The organism is Stygiolobus sp. RP850M (assembly GCF_037389295.1).
Taxonomy (GTDB): domain Archaea; phylum Thermoproteota; class Thermoprotei_A; order Sulfolobales; family Sulfolobaceae; genus Stygiolobus.
Map to the genome: position 1 here is coordinate 1 of NZ_JBBHKU010000010.1, position 25,369 is coordinate 25,369.

25 protein-coding genes and 3 pseudogenes are annotated in these 25,369 nt (G+C 39.4%); 13 read left to right on the plus strand and 15 right to left on the minus strand.

What is annotated here, in order from left to right; all coding sequences use genetic code 11:
• A pseudogene (locus WIW52_RS00445) lies at positions 1–107 on the plus strand (IS1 family transposase); the annotation flags it as partial.
• Positions 108–139: 32 nt separating this feature from the next.
• Here the strand turns inward: WIW52_RS00445 and WIW52_RS00450 are convergent.
• Genes WIW52_RS00450 through WIW52_RS00460 form a run of 3 tightly spaced genes read right to left on the minus strand, consistent with a single transcriptional unit; the run spans position 140 to position 2,559 of the window.
• A complete protein-coding gene (locus WIW52_RS00450) occupies positions 140–1,069 on the minus strand; it encodes a nucleoside hydrolase (RefSeq protein ID WP_337707865.1) in 930 nt (309 codons plus the stop codon).
• 8 nt (positions 1,070–1,077) lie between these two features.
• Complete coding sequence (locus tag WIW52_RS00455) at positions 1,078–1,944, minus strand: FAD-binding protein (protein WP_337707866.1); 867 nt, start codon at positions 1,942–1,944, stop codon at positions 1,078–1,080.
• A gap of 27 nt (positions 1,945–1,971) precedes the next feature.
• Complete coding sequence (locus tag WIW52_RS00460; protein ID WP_337707867.1) at positions 1,972–2,559, minus strand: hypothetical protein; 588 nt, start codon at positions 2,557–2,559, stop codon at positions 1,972–1,974.
• An 82-nt stretch (positions 2,560–2,641) separates the two neighbouring features.
• Here WIW52_RS00460 and purE point away from each other — a divergent pair, with 82 nt between their 5' ends.
• The 4 genes and pseudogenes from purE to WIW52_RS00480 all read left to right on the plus strand — a co-directional run.
• Positions 2,642–3,115, plus strand: coding sequence for a 5-(carboxyamino)imidazole ribonucleotide mutase (gene purE / locus WIW52_RS00465; RefSeq protein WP_337707868.1), 474 nt, complete (start codon positions 2,642–2,644; stop codon positions 3,113–3,115).
• Positions 3,087–4,187, plus strand: coding sequence for a 5-(carboxyamino)imidazole ribonucleotide synthase (locus tag WIW52_RS00470; protein ID WP_337707870.1), 1,101 nt, complete (start codon positions 3,087–3,089; stop codon positions 4,185–4,187). Before purE ends, WIW52_RS00470 begins: the two co-directional genes overlap by 29 nt.
• Complete coding sequence (locus WIW52_RS00475; protein WP_337707872.1) at positions 4,184–4,525, plus strand: winged helix-turn-helix domain-containing protein; 342 nt, start codon at positions 4,184–4,186, stop codon at positions 4,523–4,525. Before WIW52_RS00470 ends, WIW52_RS00475 begins: the two co-directional genes overlap by 4 nt.
• 89 nt (positions 4,526–4,614) lie before the next feature.
• A pseudogene (locus WIW52_RS00480) lies at positions 4,615–4,967 on the plus strand (IS200/IS605 family accessory protein TnpB-related protein); the annotation flags it as partial.
• Between the two features lie 332 nt (positions 4,968–5,299).
• Here WIW52_RS00480 and WIW52_RS00485 read toward each other — a convergent pair.
• On the minus strand, positions 5,300–7,303 hold the full coding sequence (locus WIW52_RS00485) for a protein kinase domain-containing protein (RefSeq protein WP_337707873.1): 2,004 nt from the start codon (positions 7,301–7,303) through the stop codon (positions 5,300–5,302).
• A gap of 459 nt (positions 7,304–7,762) precedes the next feature.
• Between WIW52_RS00485 and WIW52_RS00490 the strand changes: the two genes are divergently transcribed.
• Both WIW52_RS00490 and WIW52_RS00495 read left to right on the plus strand, forming a co-directional pair.
• Entirely contained in the window at positions 7,763–8,470 is a 708-nt protein-coding gene (locus tag WIW52_RS00490; RefSeq protein ID WP_337707875.1) for an IS6 family transposase, read from the plus strand.
• On the plus strand, positions 8,463–9,209 hold the full coding sequence (locus WIW52_RS00495; RefSeq protein WP_337707877.1) for a 2-hydroxyacid dehydrogenase: 747 nt from the start codon (positions 8,463–8,465) through the stop codon (positions 9,207–9,209). The genes WIW52_RS00490 and WIW52_RS00495 overlap by 8 nt, the downstream gene beginning before the upstream one ends.
• 5 nt (positions 9,210–9,214) lie before the next feature.
• On the opposite strand, the gene WIW52_RS00500 is transcribed toward WIW52_RS00495, so the two are convergent.
• The 4 genes from WIW52_RS00500 to WIW52_RS00515 form a co-directional block, all read right to left on the minus strand.
• Complete coding sequence (locus tag WIW52_RS00500) at positions 9,215–9,997, minus strand: hypothetical protein (protein ID WP_337707879.1); 783 nt, start codon at positions 9,995–9,997, stop codon at positions 9,215–9,217.
• Positions 9,998–10,099: 102 nt separating this feature from the next.
• A complete protein-coding gene (gene asd / locus WIW52_RS00505) occupies positions 10,100–11,176 on the minus strand; it encodes an aspartate-semialdehyde dehydrogenase (protein WP_337707881.1) in 1,077 nt (358 codons plus the stop codon).
• Positions 11,177–11,255: 79 nt separating this feature from the next.
• Positions 11,256–12,941 carry a dihydroxy-acid dehydratase gene (gene ilvD / locus WIW52_RS00510; protein ID WP_337707883.1) on the minus strand — a complete coding sequence of 562 codons (1,686 nt, stop codon included), beginning with the start codon at positions 12,939–12,941 and terminating at the stop codon, positions 11,256–11,258.
• Between the two features lie 45 nt (positions 12,942–12,986).
• A complete protein-coding gene (locus WIW52_RS00515; protein ID WP_337707885.1) occupies positions 12,987–13,727 on the minus strand; it encodes a class I SAM-dependent methyltransferase in 741 nt (246 codons plus the stop codon).
• 34 nt (positions 13,728–13,761) lie between these two features.
• Between WIW52_RS00515 and WIW52_RS00520 the strand changes: the two genes are divergently transcribed.
• Positions 13,762–14,361, plus strand: coding sequence for a hypothetical protein (locus WIW52_RS00520; RefSeq protein ID WP_337707888.1), 600 nt, complete (start codon positions 13,762–13,764; stop codon positions 14,359–14,361).
• A gap of 1 nt (position 14,362) precedes the next feature.
• Here WIW52_RS00520 and WIW52_RS00525 read toward each other — a convergent pair whose 3' ends face one another.
• Positions 14,363–15,118, minus strand: coding sequence for an MBL fold metallo-hydrolase (locus WIW52_RS00525; protein ID WP_337707890.1), 756 nt, complete (start codon positions 15,116–15,118; stop codon positions 14,363–14,365).
• On the minus strand, positions 15,105–15,908 hold the full coding sequence (locus WIW52_RS00530; RefSeq protein WP_337707891.1) for a hypothetical protein: 804 nt from the start codon (positions 15,906–15,908) through the stop codon (positions 15,105–15,107). The genes WIW52_RS00525 and WIW52_RS00530 overlap by 14 nt, the downstream gene beginning before the upstream one ends.
• 92 nt (positions 15,909–16,000) lie before the next feature.
• Here WIW52_RS00530 and WIW52_RS00535 point away from each other — a divergent pair, with 92 nt between their 5' ends.
• Positions 16,001–16,921, plus strand: coding sequence for an ornithine cyclodeaminase family protein (locus tag WIW52_RS00535; RefSeq protein WP_337707893.1), 921 nt, complete (start codon positions 16,001–16,003; stop codon positions 16,919–16,921).
• Here WIW52_RS00535 and WIW52_RS00540 read toward each other — a convergent pair.
• Positions 16,914–17,444 (minus strand): cob(I)yrinic acid a,c-diamide adenosyltransferase, encoded by a 531-nt coding sequence (locus tag WIW52_RS00540; protein ID WP_337707896.1) that lies wholly within the window; start codon positions 17,442–17,444, stop codon positions 16,914–16,916. The genes WIW52_RS00535 and WIW52_RS00540 overlap by 8 nt on opposite strands.
• A gap of 41 nt (positions 17,445–17,485) precedes the next feature.
• On the opposite strand from WIW52_RS00540, the gene WIW52_RS00545 reads away from it, so the two are divergent.
• Positions 17,486–18,322, plus strand: coding sequence for a DMT family transporter (locus tag WIW52_RS00545; protein WP_337707898.1), 837 nt, complete (start codon positions 17,486–17,488; stop codon positions 18,320–18,322).
• Here WIW52_RS00545 and WIW52_RS00550 read toward each other — a convergent pair whose 3' ends face one another.
• Complete coding sequence (locus WIW52_RS00550) at positions 18,323–19,396, minus strand: NDP-sugar synthase (protein WP_337707900.1); 1,074 nt, start codon at positions 19,394–19,396, stop codon at positions 18,323–18,325.
• A gap of 31 nt (positions 19,397–19,427) precedes the next feature.
• Between WIW52_RS00550 and mvk the strand changes: the two genes are divergently transcribed.
• Together mvk and glmS are read left to right on the plus strand one after the other, a co-directional pair.
• A complete protein-coding gene (gene mvk, locus WIW52_RS00555; protein ID WP_337707901.1) occupies positions 19,428–20,390 on the plus strand; it encodes a mevalonate kinase in 963 nt (320 codons plus the stop codon).
• Between the two features lie 23 nt (positions 20,391–20,413).
• On the plus strand, positions 20,414–22,183 hold the full coding sequence (gene glmS, locus WIW52_RS00560; RefSeq protein ID WP_337707902.1) for a glutamine--fructose-6-phosphate transaminase (isomerizing): 1,770 nt from the start codon (positions 20,414–20,416) through the stop codon (positions 22,181–22,183).
• Here glmS and WIW52_RS00565 read toward each other — a convergent pair.
• Positions 22,170–23,339 carry a threonyl-tRNA synthetase editing domain-containing protein gene (locus WIW52_RS00565; RefSeq protein ID WP_337707903.1) on the minus strand — a complete coding sequence of 390 codons (1,170 nt, stop codon included), beginning with the start codon at positions 23,337–23,339 and terminating at the stop codon, positions 22,170–22,172. The two genes, glmS and WIW52_RS00565, sit on opposite strands and share 14 nt — an antisense overlap.
• On the minus strand, positions 23,336–24,604 hold the full coding sequence (locus WIW52_RS00570) for an MBL fold metallo-hydrolase (RefSeq protein ID WP_337707905.1): 1,269 nt from the start codon (positions 24,602–24,604) through the stop codon (positions 23,336–23,338). The genes WIW52_RS00565 and WIW52_RS00570 overlap by 4 nt, the downstream gene beginning before the upstream one ends.
• Before the next feature lie 94 nt (positions 24,605–24,698).
• On the opposite strand from WIW52_RS00570, the gene WIW52_RS00575 reads away from it, so the two are divergent.
• Complete coding sequence (locus WIW52_RS00575; RefSeq protein WP_337707907.1) at positions 24,699–25,013, plus strand: nascent polypeptide-associated complex protein; 315 nt, start codon at positions 24,699–24,701, stop codon at positions 25,011–25,013.
• Between the two features lie 257 nt (positions 25,014–25,270).
• Here WIW52_RS00575 and WIW52_RS00580 read toward each other — a convergent pair.
• Positions 25,271–25,369, minus strand: a pseudogene (locus tag WIW52_RS00580) (IS5/IS1182 family transposase); the annotation flags it as partial.

Consider the following 25,369-nt stretch of genomic DNA (forward strand, 5'->3'; position numbering starts at 1 on the left):
GATTCAAGAGGGCAACGAAGGCAGTAAATAGGAGCATTCGTAGCATGATGTACTCCATAGCCCTAGTCTTATGGGAGAGAAGGTTAATCCCAGAATTTGTAACTTAATGACGACACTATCACCACACTCACTAAATTTGTTAAAACCACTTTAGGAGGTCGAAGATTAGGTCGAGAAATCTGCCGAAGTGGATCTCATAAACTACCTCGGTATTCGCCTTTTTCTTCCACAGATCTAAGTAGTCGATAACCGTCATCCCCCTAGTCAGACAGTCACAGTTCTCTACATCTACATAATGTCTATCCGATTTCTTAATAATACCTCTGTCTATAGCAATACTGGTGGTTATTAAGTCCGGGTGAGGAGTGCCACCTATCTTCTCATTCTTCATCGAGTACTCTCTATAGTGGGAGTAGATCTTGATGTAAAACTGGCTCATCTTTGTGTTCATGTCCTTTATCTTGTTCCACAACCCGTCGTCAATGGGGTAGTTTACAATGACGTCCCAAGGCACCATAGTAATGTCGAAACCCGCATTGAATATTATCTTAGCTGCATCCGGATCGACCCATATGTTGTACTCAGCAACCGGCGTTATATTACCTCTTCCCCATGCGGTACCTCCCATCACCCAAACTTTCTTGATCTTATCAACTATACTCCTATCCTTCAAATAGGCTAATGCTAAGTTTGTCAAAGGGGAGATAGCTAGGAACTCTAACTCTCCGGCGTATCTGTCGGCTAATTCTACTATTGCGTCCATCGCTTTCTTGCTCTCCGGCTTAAACTTACTGGGCCTGACTATTTCATCCCCTATACCACCCTTTCCGTGGACTTCCTCAACACTCCTGAATGGTTTAACTAACGGTCTGTCACTTCCGGGGTAGACCTTAACGTCTTTTCCAATGAACTCTAACGCCCATAACGCGTTATTTATTTCTTGTTCGTAAGAGATGTTACCCTCTACGATCGTTAAAGCCTCAACTGATATTCCGTTTTTAATCAAGGCGAATAATGACATTATGTCGTCTTCTGCAGTATCACAATCTATTATGAAGTGTCTAGTCATTAAAACCCCTAAGCAAAGATACCCCTAGCGTCTAACAACCTCTTAAGTTTAACGTGAACCTCTTTCGGTTGATCCTTAGTGTAATACTTTATATTAGACTCTTTTAACATATCTGTGTCCGCATTTACTAACACGAAAATTCCGCTCTTCCATATCCAGTAAGCGTATAAAGGCTGTGATACTTCTACAACCTTTTTGAAACTCTCGAAGTCGTCCCCTTCGACTATAACTTCTTTCCTCTCGTCATTTACCTCAACTAGGGGAACGCCCTCGTCAACTGAATAGCCCTTTAGCATGATCTCTTTAGCATATGAAGCATGAACTCTAAATTTTCCTCCCTGATAGTCCACCAGTAATACTAGGGGTGAAAGGCTCATTAGTTTTTCTATGTCTCTATTGACTACTTCCTCCTTCTCGTAAGTTAAGATCTTTGAGGGCTTGGGGTAGAGTTTAAGTTCAGCTCTAGAAATTGCCCCCACAATCCCTTTGGAACCAACTAACATCTTCCACTTAATACCTCCATAAGGAGTAAGCACTCTTACCCAATTAGTAAAATCTATCGGCTTACCGTAAGCTGTAGAAAGTGGTGAAGCAAAATTTGTAGCAAGTAATCCGCCTACGGTCCCGTCATATAGTGTTGGTAAAAGTAAGCCTTCTTCGCTAGCCTCTTTTCTGATCGCGTTTACATCAGCTCCCGCTAGAGCCTCCACAACTCCGTTTTTAATTTCAAACCAGTCCATCTTTCTAGTGTAGACATACTCGTTTACACCCCCTTTTTTTCCGTGTTTGCCGTTACCTAAAACTTGGATTTTAAGCCCCTCTTCATAGGCGCCCCTGATAACTTTAAATAATTCTTCTTCTGAGTGAACATCCATACAGTTATATTATTGTGACAGAAAGAGTTAAATAGTAGTTGGCTTAAACTCATACAGTTCTATATAACATACATCTTCACAGTTCTTTTTGATCTCCTCTCCATATAGAGGTATTCCGTTAACTATTTCCACTATATAAGACTTATTAATCACTAGAAAGTAGTATGCAGAATCATCCTTAGGCAGTGTTTCAAGGAGCTTTAAAAACCCCTTATGGTTCGTATAAAGATTAAGTTTTAGCTTCTTCTGTATCATACTGGTAGGCTTGAATTCAGCCTTGATCACGAAGTTAATCAAATTATTTATAACTTTGTTCTTCATAATTTTGCCTACAAAGCCCCAACCGCTTACGTTAACTTTAATTCTGCTAGAGTACTCGTCAAGTGGAATAACTATTACGTCGATTCTGCAAGACCCAAGTTTTGTGTGAAGGAGAATTGACACTGAGTTTTCCTCAATCTTCTTTATTATTTTACCCTTTATCTTCACACTAAGAACTGAGGTCTCAAATGTCTCATTATCTTCTACTTGAAAGCCTAAGCTCTCCAAGAAATCGTTTTTGGAAAGCATTAGAATAAGTACTTCAGCCCTGCGTAATAGCGTTATTTCGTTCATTCAAAATTAGTATTTGCATGACCATAAATAAATTTTTTCAACTAACATTTTAGCTTAAATTTCCTCTTGATAAAGTATAACCATGCCAAAAGTAGCCGTCATTATGGGGAGCAAATCTGATTGGGAATACATGAAAGAAGCCGTTGAAATTCTCAGGAATTTCGGAGTCGAAACCGAGGTAAGAGTAGTCTCTGCGCATAGAACTCCAGAGTTCATGGTAGAGTTCGCTAAAACCGCAGAGAAGCGAGGTATTGAAATTATAATAGCGGGGGCTGGCGGGGCAGCACATCTCCCAGGTATGACTGCATCGTTAACTCATTTACCGGTGATCGGAGTACCGATTCCGTCTAAAAACCTCAATGGGTTAGACTCCCTACTATCGATAGTCCAGATGCCCTACGGTGTACCGGTGGCTACGGTAGCTATAGGTGGAGCTAAAAACGCCGCATTACTCGCCTTAAGGATTTTAGGTATTAAGTACCCGGATATAGCTGAAAAAGTAAAGAAGTTCATGGAGGACATGAGAAATGAAGTCCTTAATACAAGACTTGAATAAAAGGAAGATCGCAATTCTAGGAGGAGGGCAACTAGGTTGGATGATGATCTTAGAAGGGAAGAAGTACCCTTTCACTTTCTACGTGATGGATGAACCTAATGCCCCAGCTTGCAGAGTGGCAGATAGGTGTTTCAAGCCCGAAGAATACAAGGAGATGATCAACCAAGTTGACGTAGTGACTTTTGAGTTCGAGCACGTAAAAGAAGAAGCTCTGGAATACGCTAAAGAGAAGGATAAGCTCTTCCCTAATATAAACACTGTTGAGCTGAAAAGAGAAAGGTGGAAGGAGAAGACGTATTATAAGGAGCATAACTTACCGACCCCCAAATTTTACGTGGCAGAAGATGGGGAAGAGGCGTTAAGGATACTTAAAGACCAGTTCAATAACGTGGGTGTTCTTAAACAGAGTAGAGGAGGGTACGACGGAAAGGGTCAGTATTTCATAAAGGGTGACGTGGAAAAATACTCATTCATAAAAGATATGAAATGTAAATTTGTGGTTGAAGAGTTTGTGGATTACGACTATGAGGCATCAATAATAGCGGTTAGAGATAAGAAGGGAAATTTCAAGGCTTACCCTCCTACTTTTAACTATAATGAAAAAGGTATTTTAGTTTATAATTACGGACCACTCAACGATTATCGTTTTAAGGATATCGCAAAGAGATTAGCAGACTCACTGGAGTACGTAGGGACTATGGGCATTGAGTTCTTTATAAGAAAAGGAGAAATACTAATTAATGAGTTCGCACCTAGAGTCCACAATACGGGTCATTACACACTTGATGCTGCTTTCGTATCTCAATTCGAACAGCACATAAGGGCTATAGGTGAAATAGACTTAGGAGACACAACACTACTTTCTTATGGTGGAATGGTTAACATCCTTGGGACCGATAATGTTCCTTACGAGGTGTTGAAATTTGGAAAGGTATACTGGTACGGTAAGAGTGAAGTCAAGAAGAGGAGAAAGATGGGGCATGTTAACGTTGTAGGGGAGGATTTAGAGGATGTTAAGCAAAAAATTGATAATATTATGAAACTAATATACCCTGAAGGCTTAGACTTATGAAGATTAAGTTCAAGATCTGGATAGAAACGGATGACGGTAAACCGATTTTGGGTAAGGGTGGGGTTAAACTCCTAGAGAACATTAAGAGCACCGGAAGTATTGCTGAGGCAGCTAAAAACGTAAATGTGTCGTATAAATTTGCTTGGGAGTATATAAAGAAAATAGAAGGACTTCTGGGTGGAATTGAAACCAAAAAAGGAGGAAAGGGAGCTGGAGGGACGATGTTATCTGAGAAGTTAGATAAGGTAATAGAAATTTACCAGAGTGCTGAAAAAGAAATCGAGGAAGTTTTAAAAAAATATGAGGAAAAGCTCAAGGACGTTACGACAAATACTTGATTATACTCTCAAGGATTCACTTCTTTCACCTGAAGGATGCTGCTAGGAAGGTTAGTAGGGTGGGTTGCTGAGGAAGTTATAAGGCTCGGGCAAACGATATAAAGTTGGAAAGGTTAATGAATCTCATTAAGAACGTTGATAAACTACCTAAGGAGTTTAGGAATAAGCTGTATTTGATGCAATATCGTCGTTTGTAGTGTTGGATTGAATGGCAGGCAAAGAAGCACATGGTTTTGTAATACACTACGTCAATCCTAAAGCACTTTTCTATTTCATGTCTTAGATGCGGAAAAAGCTAATGGAAGTTGATTATCGTTGGTTTAAGTGAAATTACAGTAATGAAAATGACCGTGACGTTATAGCAATCATAAATCTTAATGGGAGGGAGTCTGTGACCCTCTCGACTGCACCTCAAATGATAGATGTAAGAGTGAATCGATAAGGAGAACAATCGCCTTTATGGCGAGGAGGGAGTCAGCCTTAGCCAAACCTAAGCTCTTTATGCGATTAGAACGATGCATATAAGAATAAGTTAATCAAATAAACGACTACACCGGAAATCCTAATTGTTCAATAATTGTTTGTAAAGACTTTCTATCCAATTCACCATAATATCACATTTGATTTAAGAAATTCTTGATCTAAGAAATTATATAGCTTTATATTAATAAAATTACAATAATCGAAATTTTTAATTAATATAAGTTTAACAAAAGATTAAGGAAATAGCCAAAACTTTTCAACCATGTTAAGAAAAGGAATGCCGTCCTCATGTCATATTTCGGCAGTACTGGTGGTATTACTACTTTGTAGGTCTATACCATAGTTATAACGTACTATGTACTTTAATTCTCTACTTATCATCTCCATAGAGAGTTCTCCCTTAAGGCCATTTTCAATTATATCACGGAACTCCTCGGGAATGTAATCCAACCTGGGTTCTAGGCTGTAGAAGTCTTTTAGAGCAATTTCTCTTTTAGATGGATCAGTCACTGCTTCCTCTATCTCCCTTTCCAACCACTCTGGGAAGGGGAAGTTATTTGTCAACGCTACGTAAAGTGAGACAGTAAATGAGTACACGTCAAAGTTATATTCAGCCTTTCCTCCGAACCTTTGCATTGGGTGAGCATAGTAGGGTGTGTAGTGAATGACCGGTAGACCCAATTTTACTGCCGACCCAAAATCAGAAAGTTTCGGCTCAACTCTACCTGTAGTTAACGCATCAAGCGCTTCATCCCCGTATTTAGGAAGTCTTGAAGTGAACAGAACGTTAGATGGTTTTATGTCGCAATGCACGTACCCGTTTTTATTAATGTGGATTACGGCATCAGCTATTTTCGAAAAGATCACGGCAACTATTTGACTCCACTTACTTGAATGCCTTAGTGTTGAAAACTCCGAATTTACTAAAATCTCCCTCAGATCCCCTCCTTCCATATACTCCATAACTATTGCCGGTGGAGATGAGTAGTAGTCTGTAAAGTTCTCATCTACAAAACTTGCAAATATCCTTACTAAATTAGTTGAGCCCTTAGATATCTCTTGCATTTTAGCTACTTCATAAAGTAACTCGTCATAACGGAACTCCTTCTTTACCACTTTCATAGCAAATTTTCTCATCCCCTTTTCCACCATGAGAACGTAACCCATTCCTCCAGTACCTATTACCTTTTCTACTTTGTAACCGTAAAGGACATACCCTATCCAACTGTTTGGGTCGAACTCGTCCCTAGGTGTGTAGAGCATATAAGGTTTTACTTTACTACAAGCTTCAACGAATCCCTCTTTACAAGCAAACAAGAACTCCTTCATAGCATTTGAAGGGGAATTAAGTGCCTCATAGGCTAAGCCCTTCAGATAAGCCGTGGAGGAGTTCCTCCTTAGCTTCTCAGCTTCCTCGATCACTTTCAATGCTTGTTCGTACTGTTGGTTCTTAACATAAGCGTTAGCTAGAGCCAACAAGTTACTGAAGTCCCTTCTTAGCTTGACTGCTTCTTCGAAATACTTCACAGCTTCCTTATAGTTTTTCTTAGATAAGAAGTACCAGCCCAGTTTAAGAGCTGGAGCATCGTAAGTCGGTATTACCTTTAAGGCTTCAAATAACACTTTAACGTTACCGGTTCTGTCAAATTCGTCTATTAAGCTGTTAGCTCTCTCCCTTAACTTCTTCTCTAGTTCCCTATATTTGTTCTCCGAGAAGAAGGAGTAGATTTTCAGGGCTTCTAATTCTTCCCCTACCTTCTCGTAGCACTCAGCTACTGCTAAAGATTCCTCTGGGAACTTCGAGGTCAAAGTATTGTAAAGCTGTATGGCCTCATTGCACTTGTTTAAGCGGGATAATGCGATTACCGCGGCCCTTACTACTTCAGGGTTATTGTGTTCCCTGAGCATGTACTTGGTTAGTTCATAACTAGTGTCCATGTAATTCATCAGGGTTTTCACGTCTCCTTTAGGTATGGGTACTCCGTGAACTAATAAGTAAGGAATATTTTCAACCGCATTACCTTTGATCTCTCCGAAGTGTAGGATTACAGAATCGGGAGTTTGGAAGATATATCCATTGAATTCTTCTATACGATCTACGAGCACCGCCTCTTTCAGACCGTCGAGTTTTGAGGAGTCGTAAACTGGAGTAGAGGTTAGCTTAACTTTACCGTTCTCGTACCTGATAACATAGCCGATCACGTCCCCTCTTAGTTTAGGTCTCTCTTGGGTCTTTCTCAAAGTACCATCTAAATAGAGGTAATATTCTCCATCCTTTGTGAAAAGTATGAACATGATTAACTGATTATCGCGTTAATGTATTTAATATGCCTACAAATAATACCATTTAAATGAGAGCCCTTGGTATTATGTCAGTATTATTAAGCCCCATTCTTTTAAAGAGTCACCTCGGTCGAAGTGATTAGACTCGCCTTTTATTTGTTTACTCATGTCCATATCTATAAGTTATTTTTTGTAAATATTGTAATTTAGAAAATTACATTTTTCTATAAAAAAGAAAATTTTATCAAAAAGTTATAAATTCAAATATTTGATACACTACATTTAACTTTGATAATCATGAAACAATTAGTTTCAATCGTAAACGCGATATTTCAACTGGATAAGGCAGTGTGGACAACAATTTTGTTAATATAAAATGAATTATTTGAATTGTTTGTGCTTTATTAATAGAACGTTGATGATAATACTTTTTTAGGGTGAGCACGGGAGGTATTACCTGGAGGTGAGCACATGGAAACTAGATGGAAGGTTCCCGTGCTCACCCAAATTATACTAATTTTAATGGAGTATATTAACCTTAGCCCTAGGTTTTACTCTAGGGAGACCGTAGCCTCTGCATTGGCTAACTACGTTTCTGGATTATCCTCTTGGAGGGTAGTTTTACCCCATTCCACTCTGCTTTACTATCATAGGAGGTTGAGTTATGTTAAGTACGCTGTGCCATTGAGTGGTGTTTACGCTATTGATGAGACTAAGGTGAGGCTAATTAATGGTCAGTACTATTACGTGTGGATTGTTAGGGATGTAAAAACTAAGGGAATACCCTTCTTCATGGTTACTAGCGTTAGGAGTGGAGTACACGTCTTGGTAGTTCTTGCGAACATGAGTAGGGTTGAGGAAATAGCAATGAGGGTGTTTAGGAGAAGGATTGATAAGGTAATTTACTTGCACGATGGGGCAACAGCATACAACGCCTTCACATGGTTAAACGTAGAACACAAGAAGGTAACGTTCAACGAGAGGAATTACGCAGAACAAGGGTTCAGAAGCCTAAAACATAGGCTTGCATCAATGGACTTCCACTTCCCTTGGAATAGTAACAAGTTCACAATAACTAGGTGGTTATCAACATTCTTCCTAATATATAACATCCTTTACACCCCAACGTACTTGTTAGATAAGGGGGTGATAATAAATGTAAATATTTCAAATGAATGAAATTGTTGTCCACACTGTTGGTTTTGATCACATAGATGTTAAAGAGGCAAAAAGTAGAGGTATAAGAGTAGGATATACACCAGAAGTATTGACGGAGACTACAGCAGATCTGATTTTCGGGCTTATCTTGGCCGTCGCTAGAAGGATTGTTGAAGGGGATAAGCTGATAAGAGAGGGAAAATGGATGATCCCTTGGCAACCCGACTTTTTACTGGGATATGACGTATACGGTAAAACTTTAGGGATAATAGGGATGGGCAGAATAGGTAAAGCCGTTTACAGAAGGGCTAAGGGATTTAATATGAGAGTCATATACACATCTAGGACTAAAAAGGATGATATAGATGCCGAGTTTGTGAGCTTCGAGGAGTTACTTAAACAATCAGACTTCGTAGTAATAACTGTTGATCTGAACGAGTCTACATATCACATGATAAATGGGAGTACATTAAGGCTGATGAAAAAGACAGCATTTTTGATTAACGCCTCTCGTGGAAAAGTAATAGATGAGAAAGCATTTGTTAAAGCTCTAGAGGAAAAATGGATTGCTGGGGCTGCGTTGGACGTGTTTGAAGAGGAACCTATTAACAAGGATCACCCTCTCCTGAAGTTCAGTAATGTTGTATTAACTCCTCATATTGGAAGTGCTACATTTGAGACCAGGGACAAAATGGCTGAAATTGCTGTTGAGAATTTATTCAGAGGTCTCAGGGGAGAAAAGTTAATATATGAACTATAGCCGGACTAAAAGTATTGAGCTCTTTGTTTTATTTCTTTTTTCACCTTGTTCAATTCGTCATTTAATATAGGGTCTCCGTTCTTTATTGCATTTACAGTTTCCGTTATTCCAACCTCCGTGACTTTATTATCAAAGTAAAGCGTTATTGACGCTATAAGATATGTCAGTTTAACTTTCTCGAAGATAAAGAACTCATCAAGTTTACCTTGTAGTCCTATTGCCTTTAACATATCTCCTCTCTTTATCGATTTAAACCAACTCTTCTTTTCTCGTAGCTGGTTAGAAAACTCACTTTGATAAGCTATCTCGTTTATAACAGAATATATATCAGCATTGATTTCCTCACTATTCCTTCTGTCTGCTATCTCCTTAGCTAGGATCTGAATATCTTTAGGGTCAATTACCACATCCTCTCTAGTCGGGTATGAGGTAAATCCCTGAGAAATTGCTTCCTCTTCTATCCTCCTGAAAACTTCTTGTATATCTTTTTCAGCTAAAGCTAAACTGAAGCTCTTTCCTGAGATTAAGGAAGCCATAGAGTGAAGTAAGTAAACATCTAACGTAATGAATAAAGAAATTATTTTATCTACGTTTTCGTAGTTCTTAGTTACTGTCCAAATAATGAAATTCTTCCTTAAATATTTCTTAGGCCAATTATCTAGTACGTATAAGATAGGCGGTTTAGCATAACTTAATGAGACGAAATAACCCCCATTAATTTTCTTATAAACTGAAACAGTAAGATCCTTATCTAAACCTGATTTATGTGCTAATGCAATATAATTCATTTGAAATCATCCTCTTCAGCCCTGGCCACTCTCCTCATTGAATCAGCAAAGAGTGTACTCATCAAGTATTATAAAAGAAGGAAAGCGTATAATAAAAAATTATTACTTCTCAATATATCCCTTCTCTATTAAGAGTTCCGCAGCTAATATTCCGCCTCCAGCAGCTCCCCTTACGGTGTTGTGTACTAAAGAGGCTAACCTTACTGTCTTCTTGTTAACTTGTGCAATCCTACCTACTACTACACTCATTCCGGGTACATCACCAGCCCATCTGTCAAAGTATACGGTAGGCCTATTGTCTTTATCCGCCACTATTATCGGTTTAGAAGGAGCTGTCGGTAGCTTCAGCTCTTGTGGTAACCCTCTGAAGTTTTCTAGTGTTTCTTTAACTTTTTCTGCAGGTGTATCCTCCTTAAATGTAACATATAATACTTCGTAATGACCTACAATTGTTGCAATCCTATGAGTAGTTGCTGAGAGGGTTACTTCTTCTAGCTTGGGCTCATTAACGTTTCTCTTTACCTCGCTCAAGACTCTGAAGATCTCCTTTACGGTCTTAGCGTCGTAAGCGTCACCAAGTACTTTTATGTTATCGATTACGTCGAGTGAGGCAACTCCAGGATAACCTTCACCAGAGACGGACTGCATTGTAGTTATGAACGCTCCGTCCATCTTGAAATTCATGAATATTGGAGCTAACGGAAACAGCGCACCTTGTGCAGTACATAAAGGCGTCGTTACTATAAAACCCTTCCAATCTCTTCTCTTCCTTTGTTCATCTATTAATGAAATAGTGTGCGGGTTTAATTCAGGTACTAATAGCGGTACGTCAGGATCAAATCTGTGATCTGGAGAGTTACTTATAACGGGGTAACCCAACTTTGCGAACTGCTCTTCAACCGGACCCGCAGCACCTGCAGGTAAGGGCGAAAATATAATATCTACTCCTTCTTGTTCCATTAACTTAGGATCCGTTGGTTTTACTTCAATATCTGCTACTTCTTTAGGCACTTGACCTACTGTTTGCCACCTTGTAACTTCTTCATATGGTTTTCCTACAGATCCCTTACCGGCTAAGTAAGTTGGTTTTATGTAAGGGTGATCTGCTAACATTCTTACGTACTCAATACCTACTAAACCCGTTGCCCCGAGAATTGCGGCTTTAAGAGTTCTCCTCATGAGTATCACCTATTATACTCATTTGGGAAATATAAATTTGCTTTAAAAATATAAGCTTTACAATTTGATAAAAAACAGTTTATGTTAAAAGTACGGCTCCTTTTGAAGAAGACGAAACTAATTTCGCATATTGTGCTAATAGCCCACTTTTGTATCTCGGTGGTGGCGGTGTCCACTCGTCTCTTCTTTTCTTTATTTCTTCAGGAGATAATTCTACTTCTAGTTTTCCTCTATCAGCATCTATAACTATTATGTCTCCATCTCTAAGTAATGCAATAGTCCCACCGACCGCTGCCTCTGGAGCTACGTGACCAACCATAATGCCCCTAGTCGCTCCTGAGAACCTTCCATCAGTTATTAACGCAACTTTTTCACCTAAACCTTGTCCCACAATAGCACTCGTAACTGCTAACATTTCTCTCATTCCGGGGCCTCCTTTAGGTCCTTCGTACCTAATAACTACCACATCGTTCTCAACGATCTTTCCTTCCAAAACTGCCTTAAATGTCTCTTCCTCTGAATTGAATACCTTTGCAGGCCCTCTATGGTATTTTACTTTACTGGCAGACACTTTCATAACTGCTCCCTCTTCTGCTAGATTCCCCTTTAGTATCCTTATTCCACCTACTGTAGAGAACGGGTTCTTAACGTCTCTCACTATGTGATCATGAGGGACGTCAGGGATCTTATACTCCTCTAAATTCTGTTTTAAGGTCTTTCCGGTAACAGTGATCACGTCTCCATGTAATAGCCCTGCTTCTAGAAGTTTCTTCATTAACAGTGGAGCTCCACCAACTCTGTGCAAATCAGCCATCACATACTCTCCTCCAGGTTTCATGTTGACTATTTCCGGTGTCCTTAAACTAATTCTGTCGAAGTCATCCAGAGTGAGCTTTATACCAGCCTCATGAGCTATTGCCAGTAAATGAAGTACGGCATTTGTAGACCCCCCTGAAGCCATAAGCACGGTTATAGCGTTTTCAAATGCTTCAAAAGTCAGTATGTCTCTGGGTTTAAGTCCTATTTCGACTAAATGCATTAAGGCTTTTCCAGTCTCATACGCATACCTAGTTCTCATAGCATCCACGGCTGGAGGCGAAGCACTCCCTGGTAAAGCTAACCCCAAAGCCTCTGTAATTAAACCCATAGTATTAGCTGTGTATAAACCTCCACAAGTACCCGGCCCTGGTATTGCGTTATCTTCCATAAGTCTTAAGTCTTCAGCTGTGATCTTACCCTTAGAGTACGCACCTACAGCCTCGTATACATCTTGGATAGTTACCGGTTTACCCTTAAAGTTTCCGGGCAGAGTTGAACCTCCATACATAATTATCGAAGGTATGTTAAGCCTTGCCATTGCCATCATCATACCCGGCGGGGTCTTATCGCAACCTGCTAAGGCTACAAATGCGTCGTAACCGTGAGCGTTAACTACTAGCTCTACCGTGTTGGCAACTATTTCCCTACTTACTAATGAATATTTCATTCCTTCACTACCCATCGCTATCCCGTCTATAACTACTGGAGCAGTAAATACTCTAGGAGTACCTCCAGCGCTTCTAACTCCTTCCTTGACTACGTTAGAAAGTCCCAGTAGATGTATATTACAAGGCCCTGCTTCGTTCCACGCTACCGCTACTCCTACTATAGGTTTGGAAATATCGTTATCCGTAAGTCCCATAGCTTTTAGGAATGCCCTATTAGGTGCTTTTTCGTAACCCCCATAGACTATATTTGACCTCTTTTTAGGAGAATATTCAGACATCAAATGATATAAACAAGTTCAAAATTTTTAAATTATTATGGGTGATTACATAGGTGTAGCTATTATGGTCATTTGTGGATCGCTAATCTCAAACTTCTTCCATGAATAACCGCTATAAACATCTATGATTTCAAACCCCGCTTTTCTCATCAAGTCTACTATCTCATGTAAGCTATAATATCTTTGAGAGAATGTAACTTTCTCGACTTCTTTACCGTCCTTTATATAAGATCTTGTTACTTGTAATCTCGATGTAAACGGGTCAAAGTTGTTATTATCTATAACCAAGTACGGTGGAATGTAGGAGTGTATTATCTCGGGCTTGTTGTAAATGAGGAAGTCCCTATTATCGAGGTTTACAATTAATAATCCGGCATCTTTTATTACTCCCCTGAACTCTCTGAGGATCTTTAAGTCATCTTCCTCTTCGTAATATCCTAAGCTGTTGAAAATATTAATAATGATATCGTAGGACTCGCCACTTAATACTTGAGTTAATTTCCTCATATCTCCTTTAAGGAAGGTACCTGTAGGTACGTTCTCTTTTGATTTTTTCACCATTTTTTCGGAGATATCGACGCCAGTTATCTCATAACCTAGTTTTGATAGAAAATAACTAACTCTACCAATTCCGCAAGGTACATCAAGAATTTTCTTTCCTTTAACGTTATATTTTCTTGACACTTCGTCTATCCATTTAGCCCACTTATTCCCCTCCTCCCAAAGCTTAAGCATTTCGTTTATGTAAAGGTCGGATTCGAAGATCTTTAACCAGTATTCATCCATTAACTTAATTTACGATGGCTTAGTAATAAAACTGATGAAATCCGTCATTATTTTACTCTTAATATTGGGAATAGGGGTTATCATTGCTAACGGAGTTACTAACTCCTTAAATAGTGGAGACGTCTTGGTATATGAAGTTACTATTACTCACGGCAACCAAATTTATACTTACAATTATACCTTCATCGTAAATTCGATTAAGAAAGGTATAGTTAACTTTACAGTAATAATTACAAGTTTTAATAACGGGACAAGCATTATACAGAATTACCTATTCCCTTTGTCTAAGTTAGAGTGCCTTCCATATAACGGTTCAATGTTTAATACGATGAACTTAACGTTCGTCGGATACGAGGAGTTTAAAGGGGAAAACGCATCCGTATATTCGGGCTATTACCAATTTTCTAATTTAGAAATACCAATAAAAGCTTATTATGCAAACGGAATTCTAAATTACGCTAACGGTAATTACGATAATTATTCCTTACAAATCTCACTAATTAACGAATATAACCATCTGCAAGAAACCTTTATTCAAGGGTCTTTAACGGAGAGTAATTATATAATCTTAGCAATCGTTATAGTTTTCATAGTAATCGGTGTACTTTTACTAATAAAAATAGGAAAAATCTAAGTTAGGAGGAAATAAAATCAACCCCTACCTTGTCGAGGTTTTTCAACCAGTTTAAGAATTTCTTAGCATTTTCTCCCATAAATATTGAGCCATGTTGAGGTGCTACTATATTAATATCTAAACCCTCAATTCCCTTAGCCCATAGCTCTATTGCCCTTCTAGACGCTATATATCTTCTGTGGAACCATTCCATAAGCTTAACGTGTTCCTCAAAATTATCCACTATTAAGTACCACTTATCTTTAAATGCTGCTGCACCCATGTCGCCCGAGAAGTAAATCTTTGCTATTGGATCATAATAGTGAAAATTACCTGGTGAATGCATAAAGTGAGCTGGAATTGCTTTAATTTTGAAAGAACCGAAATCAATATCCATGCCCTCGTCAGGAAGGTCTATAATTCTATCTCTAAGGTCTACCCCTAAATGCGGAATGAATCTCTCCCATAGATGGGACACATATATCTTGGCATTAGGGGCAGTATCCAACCACAAAGTTAAGCCCCCTATGACGTCTGGGTCTTGATGGCTGTAAAGAATGGCCTTAATATTCTCAGGTTTTACAAATCTAGATGCATTTTCAAAAACCCTTTCAAATACGAAGTATCCACCTGGGTCTAGTAGTATACCCTGATTTCCGTGGACAATAAGATATTGATTAGTTAGAATCCCTTTTTCTGTCTCACTCTCGTCTAAACCTAACCAAATGAACTTATGATTATTTGATTCGTATAAAATATATGGTTCATGAATTTTCATCTTCAACAACACCTGGAATTTCAGGTACTAGAAGTACATACACGTTTACCTTAAACTCGCCAGATAAGGAACTCAGTATATTTTCGTCATTAAAATATTCTTTACCGTTTTCATTAACATAAATACCCTTTAAGTCTCCGTTAATGAATAACAATCTGAACGACGAGGAAGTTGATGAGGCAGATACATAAATCGTCTTGTACTTTGATAGAATATCCGCTATGGAACTTAGCATCGTATCTAACATTTGTCCTTTAGGTATTGAAATCCCTTCAGACTTTATCAGACGTGACTTCAATAAGAGCTTCGAGACAAAGCTCAGTTTGTTTAATTGCCTTGAGTAATCAAACTCTTTCCCATTTTCCTGAGCTTCGACCTCATAAGCCCTCTTAGTTTCCTTACTTATCCCCTCTAGCAAGCTGTGTGCTATATCTGGTAAATATTTCTTGACTATCCACTCTTTTTCTCCACTATATTCAATTGCTAAGTAAACTAGACTATTGGAGTTTTTGTTATCTCTTACATAAATAAATATTTGGAACTTGTTATTTTTCCCAATAAGAGACTTAAGAGTATATACAAACGTTAACGATGACTGCTGAGAAAAAGTCACCTCAAAAGTATCTCTTAAGCTTAAAATGAAAAATCTCGAAAACTGTAAAGTGATTGTGTTCCTTCCTCTTTCTACTTGATATGGAAAGTATGAGAGTAAAGCATCGGCGTCTTTTACTACTGAAATAACGTTATTTAGATTAGTATTAACCGTCTCCTCAGCTAGATGAGTGATCATTAATATATAATTGATTTAGCTGCTTAAAAATATACTCATACCATAAAGTGAGATTTAAAACCTTAATAGTGTTAATTAAATTACAGTTCAAAATGATTATCTTAACGTCAAACAATCTAGAAGAATTGCTGACCCCTGAAATAGCAGTAAGTGCAGTCAGACAAGCTTTCTCATTATTTTCCTCCTCAAGGATAATACAACCTCAACGGCAAGTACTTACTATAAAAGGTAACTGGTGGGGGATAATGCCTTCTTACTGGGATAAGTCTGTTACAGTTAAGATAGTTAATGTTATACCAGAGAATAAGAAGAAGGGACTACCCTCAGTTCAAGGCTCCGTCTTACTGTTTTCGCCCGATACTGGAGAGCCTTTAGCTCTTCTAGATGGTACTACATTAACTGCAATAAGAACTTCAGCTGCAAGTGTTCTCTCAACAGAATTAGCATTTGGGGGAAGGAATATCGGCACTTTAGGAGTCATAGGTGCTGGTATGGAGGCAAGATATCATATAAAGATTGCAAGTGGCTATCTAAAGTTCTCAAGGATAATGGTAACGGCTAGGAGTTCTCATGTTCAGTTAGCTAAAGAATTCGGAGCTGAAGCTGTAGATCTAGAAACTCTGTTGAGGAACTCAGACGTCATGTTTGCAACAACCTCCTCTTCTACACCAGTAGTGTTGGGGAAATTCTTGAAAAAGGATTTTCATATTTCTAGCATAGGAGCCCATACCCCTGAAGCTAGAGAAATAGATGATGAAACTGTGAAAAGAGCTAGGACATACTTAGTAGATTCCGTAGAGGCTGTATCTAAAGAGACAGGGGATTATATACAACCCGTAAGGAGCGGGATACTTAAACAAGTCATCGAGATTGGTGAGGTCATAAACAAAGGTATCAAAATTGAGAGACCTTCTATATTTAAAACCGTAGGAATTGCGGCTCAAGATAACATTACAGCACTAACCGCTTATGAAGAAGCTGTAAAAAGAGGAATAGGTATAGAGGTCACTTAGGCTTCCAAATTACGTTGGGATTAAAAGTCTTCTCGTTAACGTAAAGTGCCATGACGAATAACAAAGATGAAAGTCTATTAAGGTAAACCACATGCTCATGCTTTACATTTTTATGGTTTCGAGAGAGTCGGACTATACTCCTTTCAGCTCTTCTACATACCGCCCTTGCAAGATGAAGAAATGAGGAAGCCAAGTGGCCACCGGGTAATACAAAATTCTTCAATGGTTTGAGTGGTTCCGAATATTTCTTTATCATTTCCTCTAGCTCTTTGATCTTTTCAGTGTTAAAGTTTAACTCGAACCCTGCAATTTCAGATGAAATAGCGAATATGTCGTTCTGAATTTTCTCAACGTCTTGCCTTATTTCTGGAAAAAGTGATGATACAATACCAAGCGAGGAATTTAACTCGTCTAAATCCCCTAAGGCGTTAACAATATCCTCGTCCTTCCACACCTCTCCTACGGAAGGTACTTTAGTCTTTCCGCTGTCCCCAGTCCCAGTATACCACATTTCACTTAACATCGTTATTTAGCTTTAATTAGCTTTACTTAGAGTTATACCAAGTGAGAAAGGTTTTACCGATAATTACGGTAATTTTGGTCTGGAGTTCAGCATATCCCCTAATAAAGATAGCAGTCGATTACGTTTCCCCGATAGTACTAGCGGTCATTAGGCTAGTTACTGGGGGAATTATCCTTACAGTCTATGGTAGAGGTCTCTCTTATGGTAAAAAAGAAATGATAGGTGGGCTGATTAATGTAGCACTCTTCATGCTTTTTCTTAACTTTGGCGTAATGCTTTCAGTAAATCCAGCTCTGTCTGCAACCCTTATATATACTCAACCGATTTTCTTAGTCATATTAAGCGCCGTCTTTCTGAGTGAGAAACCTTCAGTACTTCAACTTCTCGGGGTAATTATTGCAATTTCAGGGGCAATTTACTCAGCTGGGATAACTGGGTTTAACCTGGGAAGTATAATATCACTCATAGGCGGTCTTATATGGGCAATAGGAACGTCATATTACCAAGTGTTTCTGATAGAGAAGGACGTCATTAAACTGAACTCTTTTATGGCGTTGTTTTCAGCCTTATTCTTGCTACCCTTTACTCCGATTAACTTTTACTTTAAGTTCACTATATCCGGAATTTTAGTCGCGGTAATAATCGGCATTACAGCCCAAGCAATAGGCTTCATAGCGTGGTTTAACTCTATAAAGCAATTGGGCTCTTTTTTATCAAGTTCGCTCTCCTTACTTGTGCCGGCTATGTCCTATTTATTTTCGTTTATAATGTTAGACGAAGTCCCGACATTTCAGCAACTATTAGGCACTGCAATAGTACTGTTAGGAGTATTTCTGACTATAATCTCGCAGAAAATCAGTAGAGCACTTCCACGGTAATTAGACTTTAGTCCCCGGTTTTAGGATTTCGCCGTGAGGTATATGGGTCTCTGGGGAGATCAACGCTCCAAATTTACTAATCCTTCCTCTTATCACGGTTGCAGGGTAGCTAGAAGTAATTACATTTGCTCCGACTTTAGCTTTCCTACCTACTATAGTAGATGACAAATAACTCTTTGATCCTACTTCAGCATAAGGTTGGATTGAGCTCCTTGCTATTTCACAGTAAGCCCCTATTATGGCGTTATTCTCTATAGAAGAATAGTCCCTAATTAATGAATAAGTCCCTATGTATGCGTTTCTTCCGATATATGCCGGTCCCTTGATCACAGCATAATCGTCTATGACAGCATAATCGTCTATGATTACTTTCTTACCAATTATTGCTGTCTTAGAGATTTCGCTGTTATCGGAAATCCTAGTTTTCTCCCTCCTTAACATCATCTCGATTCCGTTAATAATATCTTCAGGATAGCCAACGTCCAACCACTCCTCACTCCATATAAAGTACTTCAGTTTGTTCCCTTTGGACTGTAAATACGTCAAAAAGTCCGTTATTTCTTCATTTTTCACTACGTAAACTCCGCCAAGAGCTAAAGTAGAACCCTCCTTAGTTATCTCGATTCCTTTATCTGTCAACCTCACTAAACCATATGTCTGTAACCCCTCACTTATAGGAATTAACGGTACTACTACTTCGGCACCAGAAGTCAGATAAGCGTTAATTAGGCTAACGTAAAACTCCTCAGGGGCTACGATATCTCCGAAAGCTATAATGACATTATCACTACTGACTTTCTCCATTCCGTCCTTTATAGCCCCGTTAATTCCCTCTCTTTTTTGGATAACAATGTCGATGCTGATCTCCTTCTCGTTCTGTAATTCCTCCTCAAGTCTCTTTTCCCCCTTCTGCGACGTAACGATTATGAAGTCTTTTACACCTGCTTTTTTTAAACCTTGAATAGAATAAGAGATTAGCATTCTACCGAGTAAGCTTATTGTCTCCTTCTGTTCTTTGTCTGAATAGGGGCTTAAACCCTCTCCTTTACCCCCCGCAAGGATAATAGCTTCCATACTGTGATATCTAATTGGGGAATTAATAATAATGATTGTAGAAGCGGAGGTACCCCTCAAGCTAACACTGTTTGGAGAACACGCTGTAGTATACGGAAAGCCGGCGATAGCATATACGGTGTCTGAAAGCATTAAAGTCAGGGTGAGGGAAAGCGAGAAATTTTACGTCTCGTCTCAGAACTTACAGATAAAAGGTGTCAGGGTAGACCTACATGAGTTTAAAATAGAGAATGACAATGTGAGAAAACTTATCGCTTATGTCACAGAAGTTATTAACTATTTCAATGAGCATTACGGTTATAAGGAGGGGAAAAAAGCCGCGATTGAAATAGAATCAAATGTAGAACCTTCGATAGGACTAGGCACTAGTGCAGCAGTGGTAGTAGGTACTGTTGCAGCCTACTCCAAGTTTTTAGGATTAGAGTTACAAAAACTAGAAATAGCCAAAATCTCTCATGAAGTAGAGTTAAGGGTTCAAGGAATCGCCAGTATTATGGACACCCATACAGAAACGTACGGAGGGTTCGTTTTCATTAAGGAGGGAAAAGTAGAGAAATTGGAAGTTCCTCCTTCGATCTCCTTCTCTGCGGGTTATTTTAGGCGCATTATGACCACAGCCGAGATGCTTCGTAATGTGAGGAGTTTGAAAGAAAAAAATCCTTCCTTGTTTACGACTCTGCTGGACAGTATTGAAAAGGTCACTGTAGAAGCTAGAACTGCTCTTACCTCAGGAGATGCGGACAAAGTAGGGGAATTAATGTACGTAAATCACGGTTTCCTATTTTCTTTGGGGATCACAGTTCCAGTGTTGGATCAATTTGTCTCGATGGCTAGGGCTTCAGGAGTTAAAGGGTGTAAAGTCAGCGGCGGCGGAGGAGGTGGTGCAGTCATCTGTACAAAAGATCAAAGGGCAGAATTGCTACTTAACGCGTTGGGAGGTAAAACCATAAACGCTAACCCTACGTTCCAAGGTGTTACGGTAAAGTTAATTTAGTGAGACCGACTCAAAAATAAATTATGTGTGGCATAATAGGTATTATTTCATCAAAGGAGAGCAAAAAACTCTCCGAGATCACAATTTCGGCACTTAAGAGGCTCGAATACAGAGGGTATGATAGCGTAGGAGTCGCTTCATTGGGCAGTAAAGGAATTGAAGTGAGGAAAGCTAAAGGTACTGTGGAGCAGGTCACTTTAAAGAAAAAAATACCTGAAATGTCTGGCTATATATTTCTGGGTCATACAAGGTGGGCTACACACGGGGCTCCAACCGACTATAACGCTCACCCTCATACAGATTGTTCCGGAAGGATAGCGGTAATACATAATGGGACAATAAAGAACTTTAAAGAGCTAAGGGCAGAGCTAGAGTCTTTAGGGCATAAGTTCAGCAGCGAAACTGACACTGAAGTTATACCTCATTTGATAGAGGAGTTTATAAAGAGGGGTATGGACTCTTTTACGGCATTTAAGTCTGCAATAAAATCGTTAGATGGTAGTTACGCTGTTTTAGCGATAATCGACGGTGAAAAAAGGATCTTCTTTGCTAAGAGGGATAACCCCTTAGTTATAGGACTGGGAGAAGGGGAGAACTATATTGCGAGTGATATACCGGCATTTCTCCCTTACACAAAAAGGATTCTAGTAATATCTGACGGTGAGATCGGGTTCCTGACGAACACAAACGTTTACATTGAAGAACTGAACGGTAACGTAGTAGACGTGCATAAGAGGATAAGGATAGTAGATTGGGACGTCGAGACGGCATCAAAAGAAGGCTATGCCCACTTCATGATAAAGGAGATACACGAGTCACCTAAAGCGGTTAGGGACACGATCTCCAGTCTTATGTCTGACTTGGACGTAGTAGAAAAGATAAGTGAAGAAATAAGGCAGGCAGAAAGGGTGATTATAACGGGAGCTGGGACCAGTTATCATGCAAGTTTATATTTTTCCTTACTCTTGACCAGAGAAGGGATAACTTCTATTCCGCTTATTGCCTCAGAATACTATAACGTAAAGGGAAAGAAAGGAGACCTAATTATCGCAATAAGTCAGAGCGGAGAGACGATAGACGTATTACAGGCTATACGTAAATTGAAGAGTGAAGGGGCTAAAGTAGTCTCCATAACAAATGTCATTGAGAGTGCTATAGCTAGAGAGAGTGATTACAAGATCTACATGAGGGCTGGACCGGAAATAGGTGTAGCTGCTACCAAGACTTTTACTACTCAAGTTGCATCCCTCCTTTTCCTTTACTCTTACACTTTTGGAAAGGATTGGAAAGCATTAAAGGACGCAGATAAGGAAGTAGAACAAGCTATTAATGCGACTGAAGGTTTTGCCAAAAGGGTTGGTGAAGAACTGGCAAAGAAACAGAACATATACTATTTGGGGAGGGGTCTTTCACTACCGCTAGCTATGGAAGGAGCATTAAAAATTAAAGAGGTATCTTACGTCCACGCTGAATCGTACCCAGCTGGGGAGAGTAAACATGGACCTATTTCCTTGGTAGAGAACGGGTTCCCAGTAGTGTTTATAAACGACGGCGAAATGCCTGAATTACTGAAAAACAACGTTATGGAGATGAAGGCTAGAGGAGGGAAAATTTACGTGATCAGTGCCAATAGAAAAGTAGGGGAGGCAGACCTTGAAATATTCCTTAACTCTAAGTTCCCCGCGTTATCCATATCCCCCGTAATTCAGTTGATAGCCTATTATGCAGCTGTTAGCAAAGGTCTGGATCCCGATAAGCCCAGGAATTTGGCTAAAACAGTTACTGTAGAGTAATGTATCTTTTGTTCCTTTTACTTAAAGTAAGGGGTAGGAAAGAGGGTAGAAGTAGTTGGTCTTGTGCTATAATCTCCTTTTGTAGTTCCTCCAGGGTGTAGCTTCTCTGTTCATTCCCCTTTCTCACTTTAACCGTTAGGGAACCGGTCTTGACTTCTCTTTCTCCGAGAAGGACTAAGTAGGGGATCCACTCCTTACCTGCTCTCGCTATTTTAGTACCGAGACCTTCATCTAAGTCATCTACATCCACTCTTACCTTCATCTGTGTAGCTATTTTTATTGCATCTTCTATGAAATCTTTCTTTACGGGGATTATCCTAACCTGAATGTGGGAAAGCCAAAGAGGTAGAGTAGGAGGATTGTCTCTGGAGGCAGTTAATAGATAATAGTAAGTGAGAATGTTCACGTTTATTACGTGACTCTTGTCCGTCTTAGTCTTTATAACGTAGGTGTTTTTAGAATCGGAGAAGGACTCAGGAATACCGTCTAAATCCCCTTTCACTTTCACCCTAATTAAGGGTTCTTCATTTACACAAGGCAACCTTCTCCCCGAGGGAATGCTATAAGATATAACCACTTCTCCATTTTCCGGTTCTCCCTCACCTTCTATTACGGAATCAGGTTTAACTTGTTGTTTTATATATTCTACCACAGCCCTTCTCATGAAAGATGCATGAGGAGAATTAGGGAAGCCGAACTTCTCGCAAATCTTAAGCTCCTCACTCTTCTGATAATTGGTCTCATCAGCCCTTATCCTCTTCGAAAGTTCGCTTAAGGGGTGACCGTAACAGTCTATCATAAATTGCTTATACCAGCCGAAAGGAGTTCTATAGACTTCAACGCTAACTGCTTTCGACAATTTCTCTTCAAAGTCCTTCAGGACTTGGACGGCTAATGTGGGTTTCTCCAAGTTATCGGAAAGGTGAGCATAAGGATATATGACTACAGAGCTAGCCTTAACGTCATTCAATACTCTAACTACTTCGTTAACAGCCTTTTCTACGGTCTTATCGTCATCCCCTTTTTCTACTGTTGTAAAGACCACTAAAGTGTTGTCCTTTTGTAAAGATGTTAAGTTAGGTTCTTCGGGTTCCTTTACGGCTTTTTCTTTAACGGAAAACGAGAACTTAGACGCGTGGATTAACAAAAGGATCATAGCTTAACCTCCTTACCGTTTTCGGCAATTTCCACATATATTCCTAACTCTCTCTTAACCTCTTCTGCTAACCTAGAGGAGCTCGAAGGATCGCCATGGACTAAAACGACTTTTTCCAAACTACTTGATGCCTTAATTATTTGCTTTAACTGATCCTTCCCGGCGTGGCTTGAAAAGTCAAATAATTGAAACCTCGCCTTTAACATAGGCGAGTACTCATCGAACTTGCCCGTCTCCAGAAGTCTTCTACCTGGAGTATTTTCCGCCTGGTAGCTAACTAGAAAAACCCCGTTCTTAGGGTTATCTGCGACCTTCTTAAAGTAGTACACTGCAGGGCCTCCTTTCAGCATCCCCGCGCTGCTAACTATTACGCCTTCTCCTCTTGATGCTTTGTTCCTGCTCCCCCAACCTTCGACGTATTTGAAATTGTCATAAGCCCTCTTCAACGCCGGGTAGTTGTTTATGAATTCGGGGTTCTGGATCATTAACTCGGTTATCTCTTTTACCATGCCGTCATAAAACACGGGATACTCGATCTTTCTGTCAGCCAAAACTGATAGAATCTCTTGACTTCTCGATAGGCTGAAAGCAGGAACTAAGACAGTCCCACCTTCCTCTAGGACTTCCTTAGTAGCTTCGTAGAACTCCTCCTCAACGACTTTTCTATCGGGGTGATTGAACCTACCGTAAGTACTCTCCATCACCAATACGTTAACGTCTTTGAGAAACTCCAGATCAGCCGGGCTTACTAAATGGGTGTTAGTCAAGTTAATGTCTCCCGTGTAGGCTATGGTCTGTTTTTCTGTCTTAACCTTAATTATAGCACTGCCTGGAATGTGTCCCGCATTTCCGAGTTCTACTTTGAAAGAATCGACTTCGAACTCCTTATAGTAGTCTACGCTCAAGAAGTTATCCATAGTCCTCTTTACTTCTACCCATTCAAAGGGAAGTTTAGCCCCTGAAAGCTTCAGAAAGTCCTTCAACATAATTTCTGTTATCAACCTGGTTACCCTAGTGCCATAAACGGGATAATTTCCAGAAATCTGATACAAAGGCAAAGCTCCTACGTGGTCTAAATGGGAGTGAGAGACTATGAAACCCTTTATCTTACTTGGAGTGTCTTGTAAAGGTAGGTTAGGATTGTCGTTGGGGTCAAAGTTAACGCCGTAGTCTAAAACAATTGCAGAATCTCCTCTATCGATTTCAATAGCAGCCCTTCCTACTTCTTTTCCTCCGCCAAGTATTTTTATCGTATAGTTACTCATTATGCATTAATCTTTAACCGCCAAGCTATTAAGTTTGTTTTACTGAAGTTTATATGTGAAAGTAAAACCTAATCAATTCAAAAACTTAGAGAGAATGTTAGGGATAAAGACAGAACAAATAGACGCCGTGAGAGTAATTATTGAGCTACAAGATAAAACGTTGGTAATTGAAAACCCGTCAGTTCTTAAAATGACACAACAAGGGCAGGAGATATATACAGTCATAGGAAGTGCTAAGGAACAAGTTAAGGAACAGAAAATAGAAATCAGGGACGAGGACGTGAAATTTGTGATGGAACAGACGGGTAAGAGTGAAGCTGAAGTTAGACAAGCGTTACAAAAGACTAACGGTGATATAGCGCAGGCTATATTACTTTTAACCAGCGGAGAGGGAAAAGGTAGTACGTGATCGATTACTTTTCATAATCTACGGTTTTGTGACATAATTAAACGGATTTTATACCTCTTTTCTGCTTATATGTAATGTGAAAAACCATAAAGTGAAATAATTACAGCATGAGCAGTCTATACAAGGGTGTTTTAACTTATTTTTATGTCAATTTATTCATAATGCTTTGTTGATCTCTTCAATTTATTTCATAAGCATGATATTATACATTGAGAATTCTTCAGTAATTAATATTTATTTCAACGTTATTCTCAAGCTTACACCCTAATACCCGGAGCTCTACCAACTAAAGAATTAGCCAAGTGGACCATCCATGCATAAGCCCAGAACTTGAGCTTAGCCTCAATCACTTGTCC

Bases quoted from the DNA above. Each gene is read 5' to 3' on its own strand.
- WIW52_RS00450 (WP_337707865.1), bottom strand. From the start codon at position 1,069: ATGACTAGACACTTCATAATAGATTGTGATACTGCAGAAGACGACATA.
- WIW52_RS00455 (WP_337707866.1), bottom strand. From the start codon at position 1,944: ATGGATGTTCACTCAGAAGAAGAATTATTTAAAGTTATCAGGGGCGCC.
- WIW52_RS00460 (WP_337707867.1), bottom strand. From the start codon at position 2,559: ATGAACGAAATAACGCTATTACGCAGGGCTGAAGTACTTATTCTAATG.
- purE (WP_337707868.1), top strand. From the start codon at position 2,642: ATGCCAAAAGTAGCCGTCATTATGGGGAGCAAATCTGATTGGGAATAC.
- WIW52_RS00470 (WP_337707870.1), top strand. From the start codon at position 3,087: ATGAAGTCCTTAATACAAGACTTGAATAAAAGGAAGATCGCAATTCTA.
- WIW52_RS00475 (WP_337707872.1), top strand. From the start codon at position 4,184: ATGAAGATTAAGTTCAAGATCTGGATAGAAACGGATGACGGTAAACCG.
- WIW52_RS00485 (WP_337707873.1), bottom strand. From the start codon at position 7,303: ATGTTCATACTTTTCACAAAGGATGGAGAATATTACCTCTATTTAGAT.
- WIW52_RS00490 (WP_337707875.1), top strand. From the start codon at position 7,763: ATGGAAACTAGATGGAAGGTTCCCGTGCTCACCCAAATTATACTAATT.
- WIW52_RS00495 (WP_337707877.1), top strand. From the start codon at position 8,463: ATGAATGAAATTGTTGTCCACACTGTTGGTTTTGATCACATAGATGTT.
- WIW52_RS00500 (WP_337707879.1), bottom strand. From the start codon at position 9,997: ATGAATTATATTGCATTAGCACATAAATCAGGTTTAGATAAGGATCTT.
- asd (WP_337707881.1), bottom strand. From the start codon at position 11,176: ATGAGGAGAACTCTTAAAGCCGCAATTCTCGGGGCAACGGGTTTAGTA.
- ilvD (WP_337707883.1), bottom strand. From the start codon at position 12,941: ATGTCTGAATATTCTCCTAAAAAGAGGTCAAATATAGTCTATGGGGGT.
- WIW52_RS00515 (WP_337707885.1), bottom strand. From the start codon at position 13,727: ATGGATGAATACTGGTTAAAGATCTTCGAATCCGACCTTTACATAAAC.
- WIW52_RS00520 (WP_337707888.1), top strand. From the start codon at position 13,762: ATGAAATCCGTCATTATTTTACTCTTAATATTGGGAATAGGGGTTATC.
- WIW52_RS00525 (WP_337707890.1), bottom strand. From the start codon at position 15,118: ATGAAAATTCATGAACCATATATTTTATACGAATCAAATAATCATAAG.
- WIW52_RS00530 (WP_337707891.1), bottom strand. From the start codon at position 15,908: ATGATCACTCATCTAGCTGAGGAGACGGTTAATACTAATCTAAATAAC.
- WIW52_RS00535 (WP_337707893.1), top strand. From the start codon at position 16,001: ATGATTATCTTAACGTCAAACAATCTAGAAGAATTGCTGACCCCTGAA.
- WIW52_RS00540 (WP_337707896.1), bottom strand. From the start codon at position 17,444: ATGTTAAGTGAAATGTGGTATACTGGGACTGGGGACAGCGGAAAGACT.
- WIW52_RS00550 (WP_337707900.1), bottom strand. From the start codon at position 19,396: ATGGAAGCTATTATCCTTGCGGGGGGTAAAGGAGAGGGTTTAAGCCCC.
- mvk (WP_337707901.1), top strand. From the start codon at position 19,428: ATGATTGTAGAAGCGGAGGTACCCCTCAAGCTAACACTGTTTGGAGAA.
- glmS (WP_337707902.1), top strand. From the start codon at position 20,414: ATGTGTGGCATAATAGGTATTATTTCATCAAAGGAGAGCAAAAAACTC.
- WIW52_RS00565 (WP_337707903.1), bottom strand. From the start codon at position 23,339: ATGATCCTTTTGTTAATCCACGCGTCTAAGTTCTCGTTTTCCGTTAAA.
- WIW52_RS00570 (WP_337707905.1), bottom strand. From the start codon at position 24,604: ATGAGTAACTATACGATAAAAATACTTGGCGGAGGAAAAGAAGTAGGA.
- WIW52_RS00575 (WP_337707907.1), top strand. From the start codon at position 24,699: ATGTTAGGGATAAAGACAGAACAAATAGACGCCGTGAGAGTAATTATT.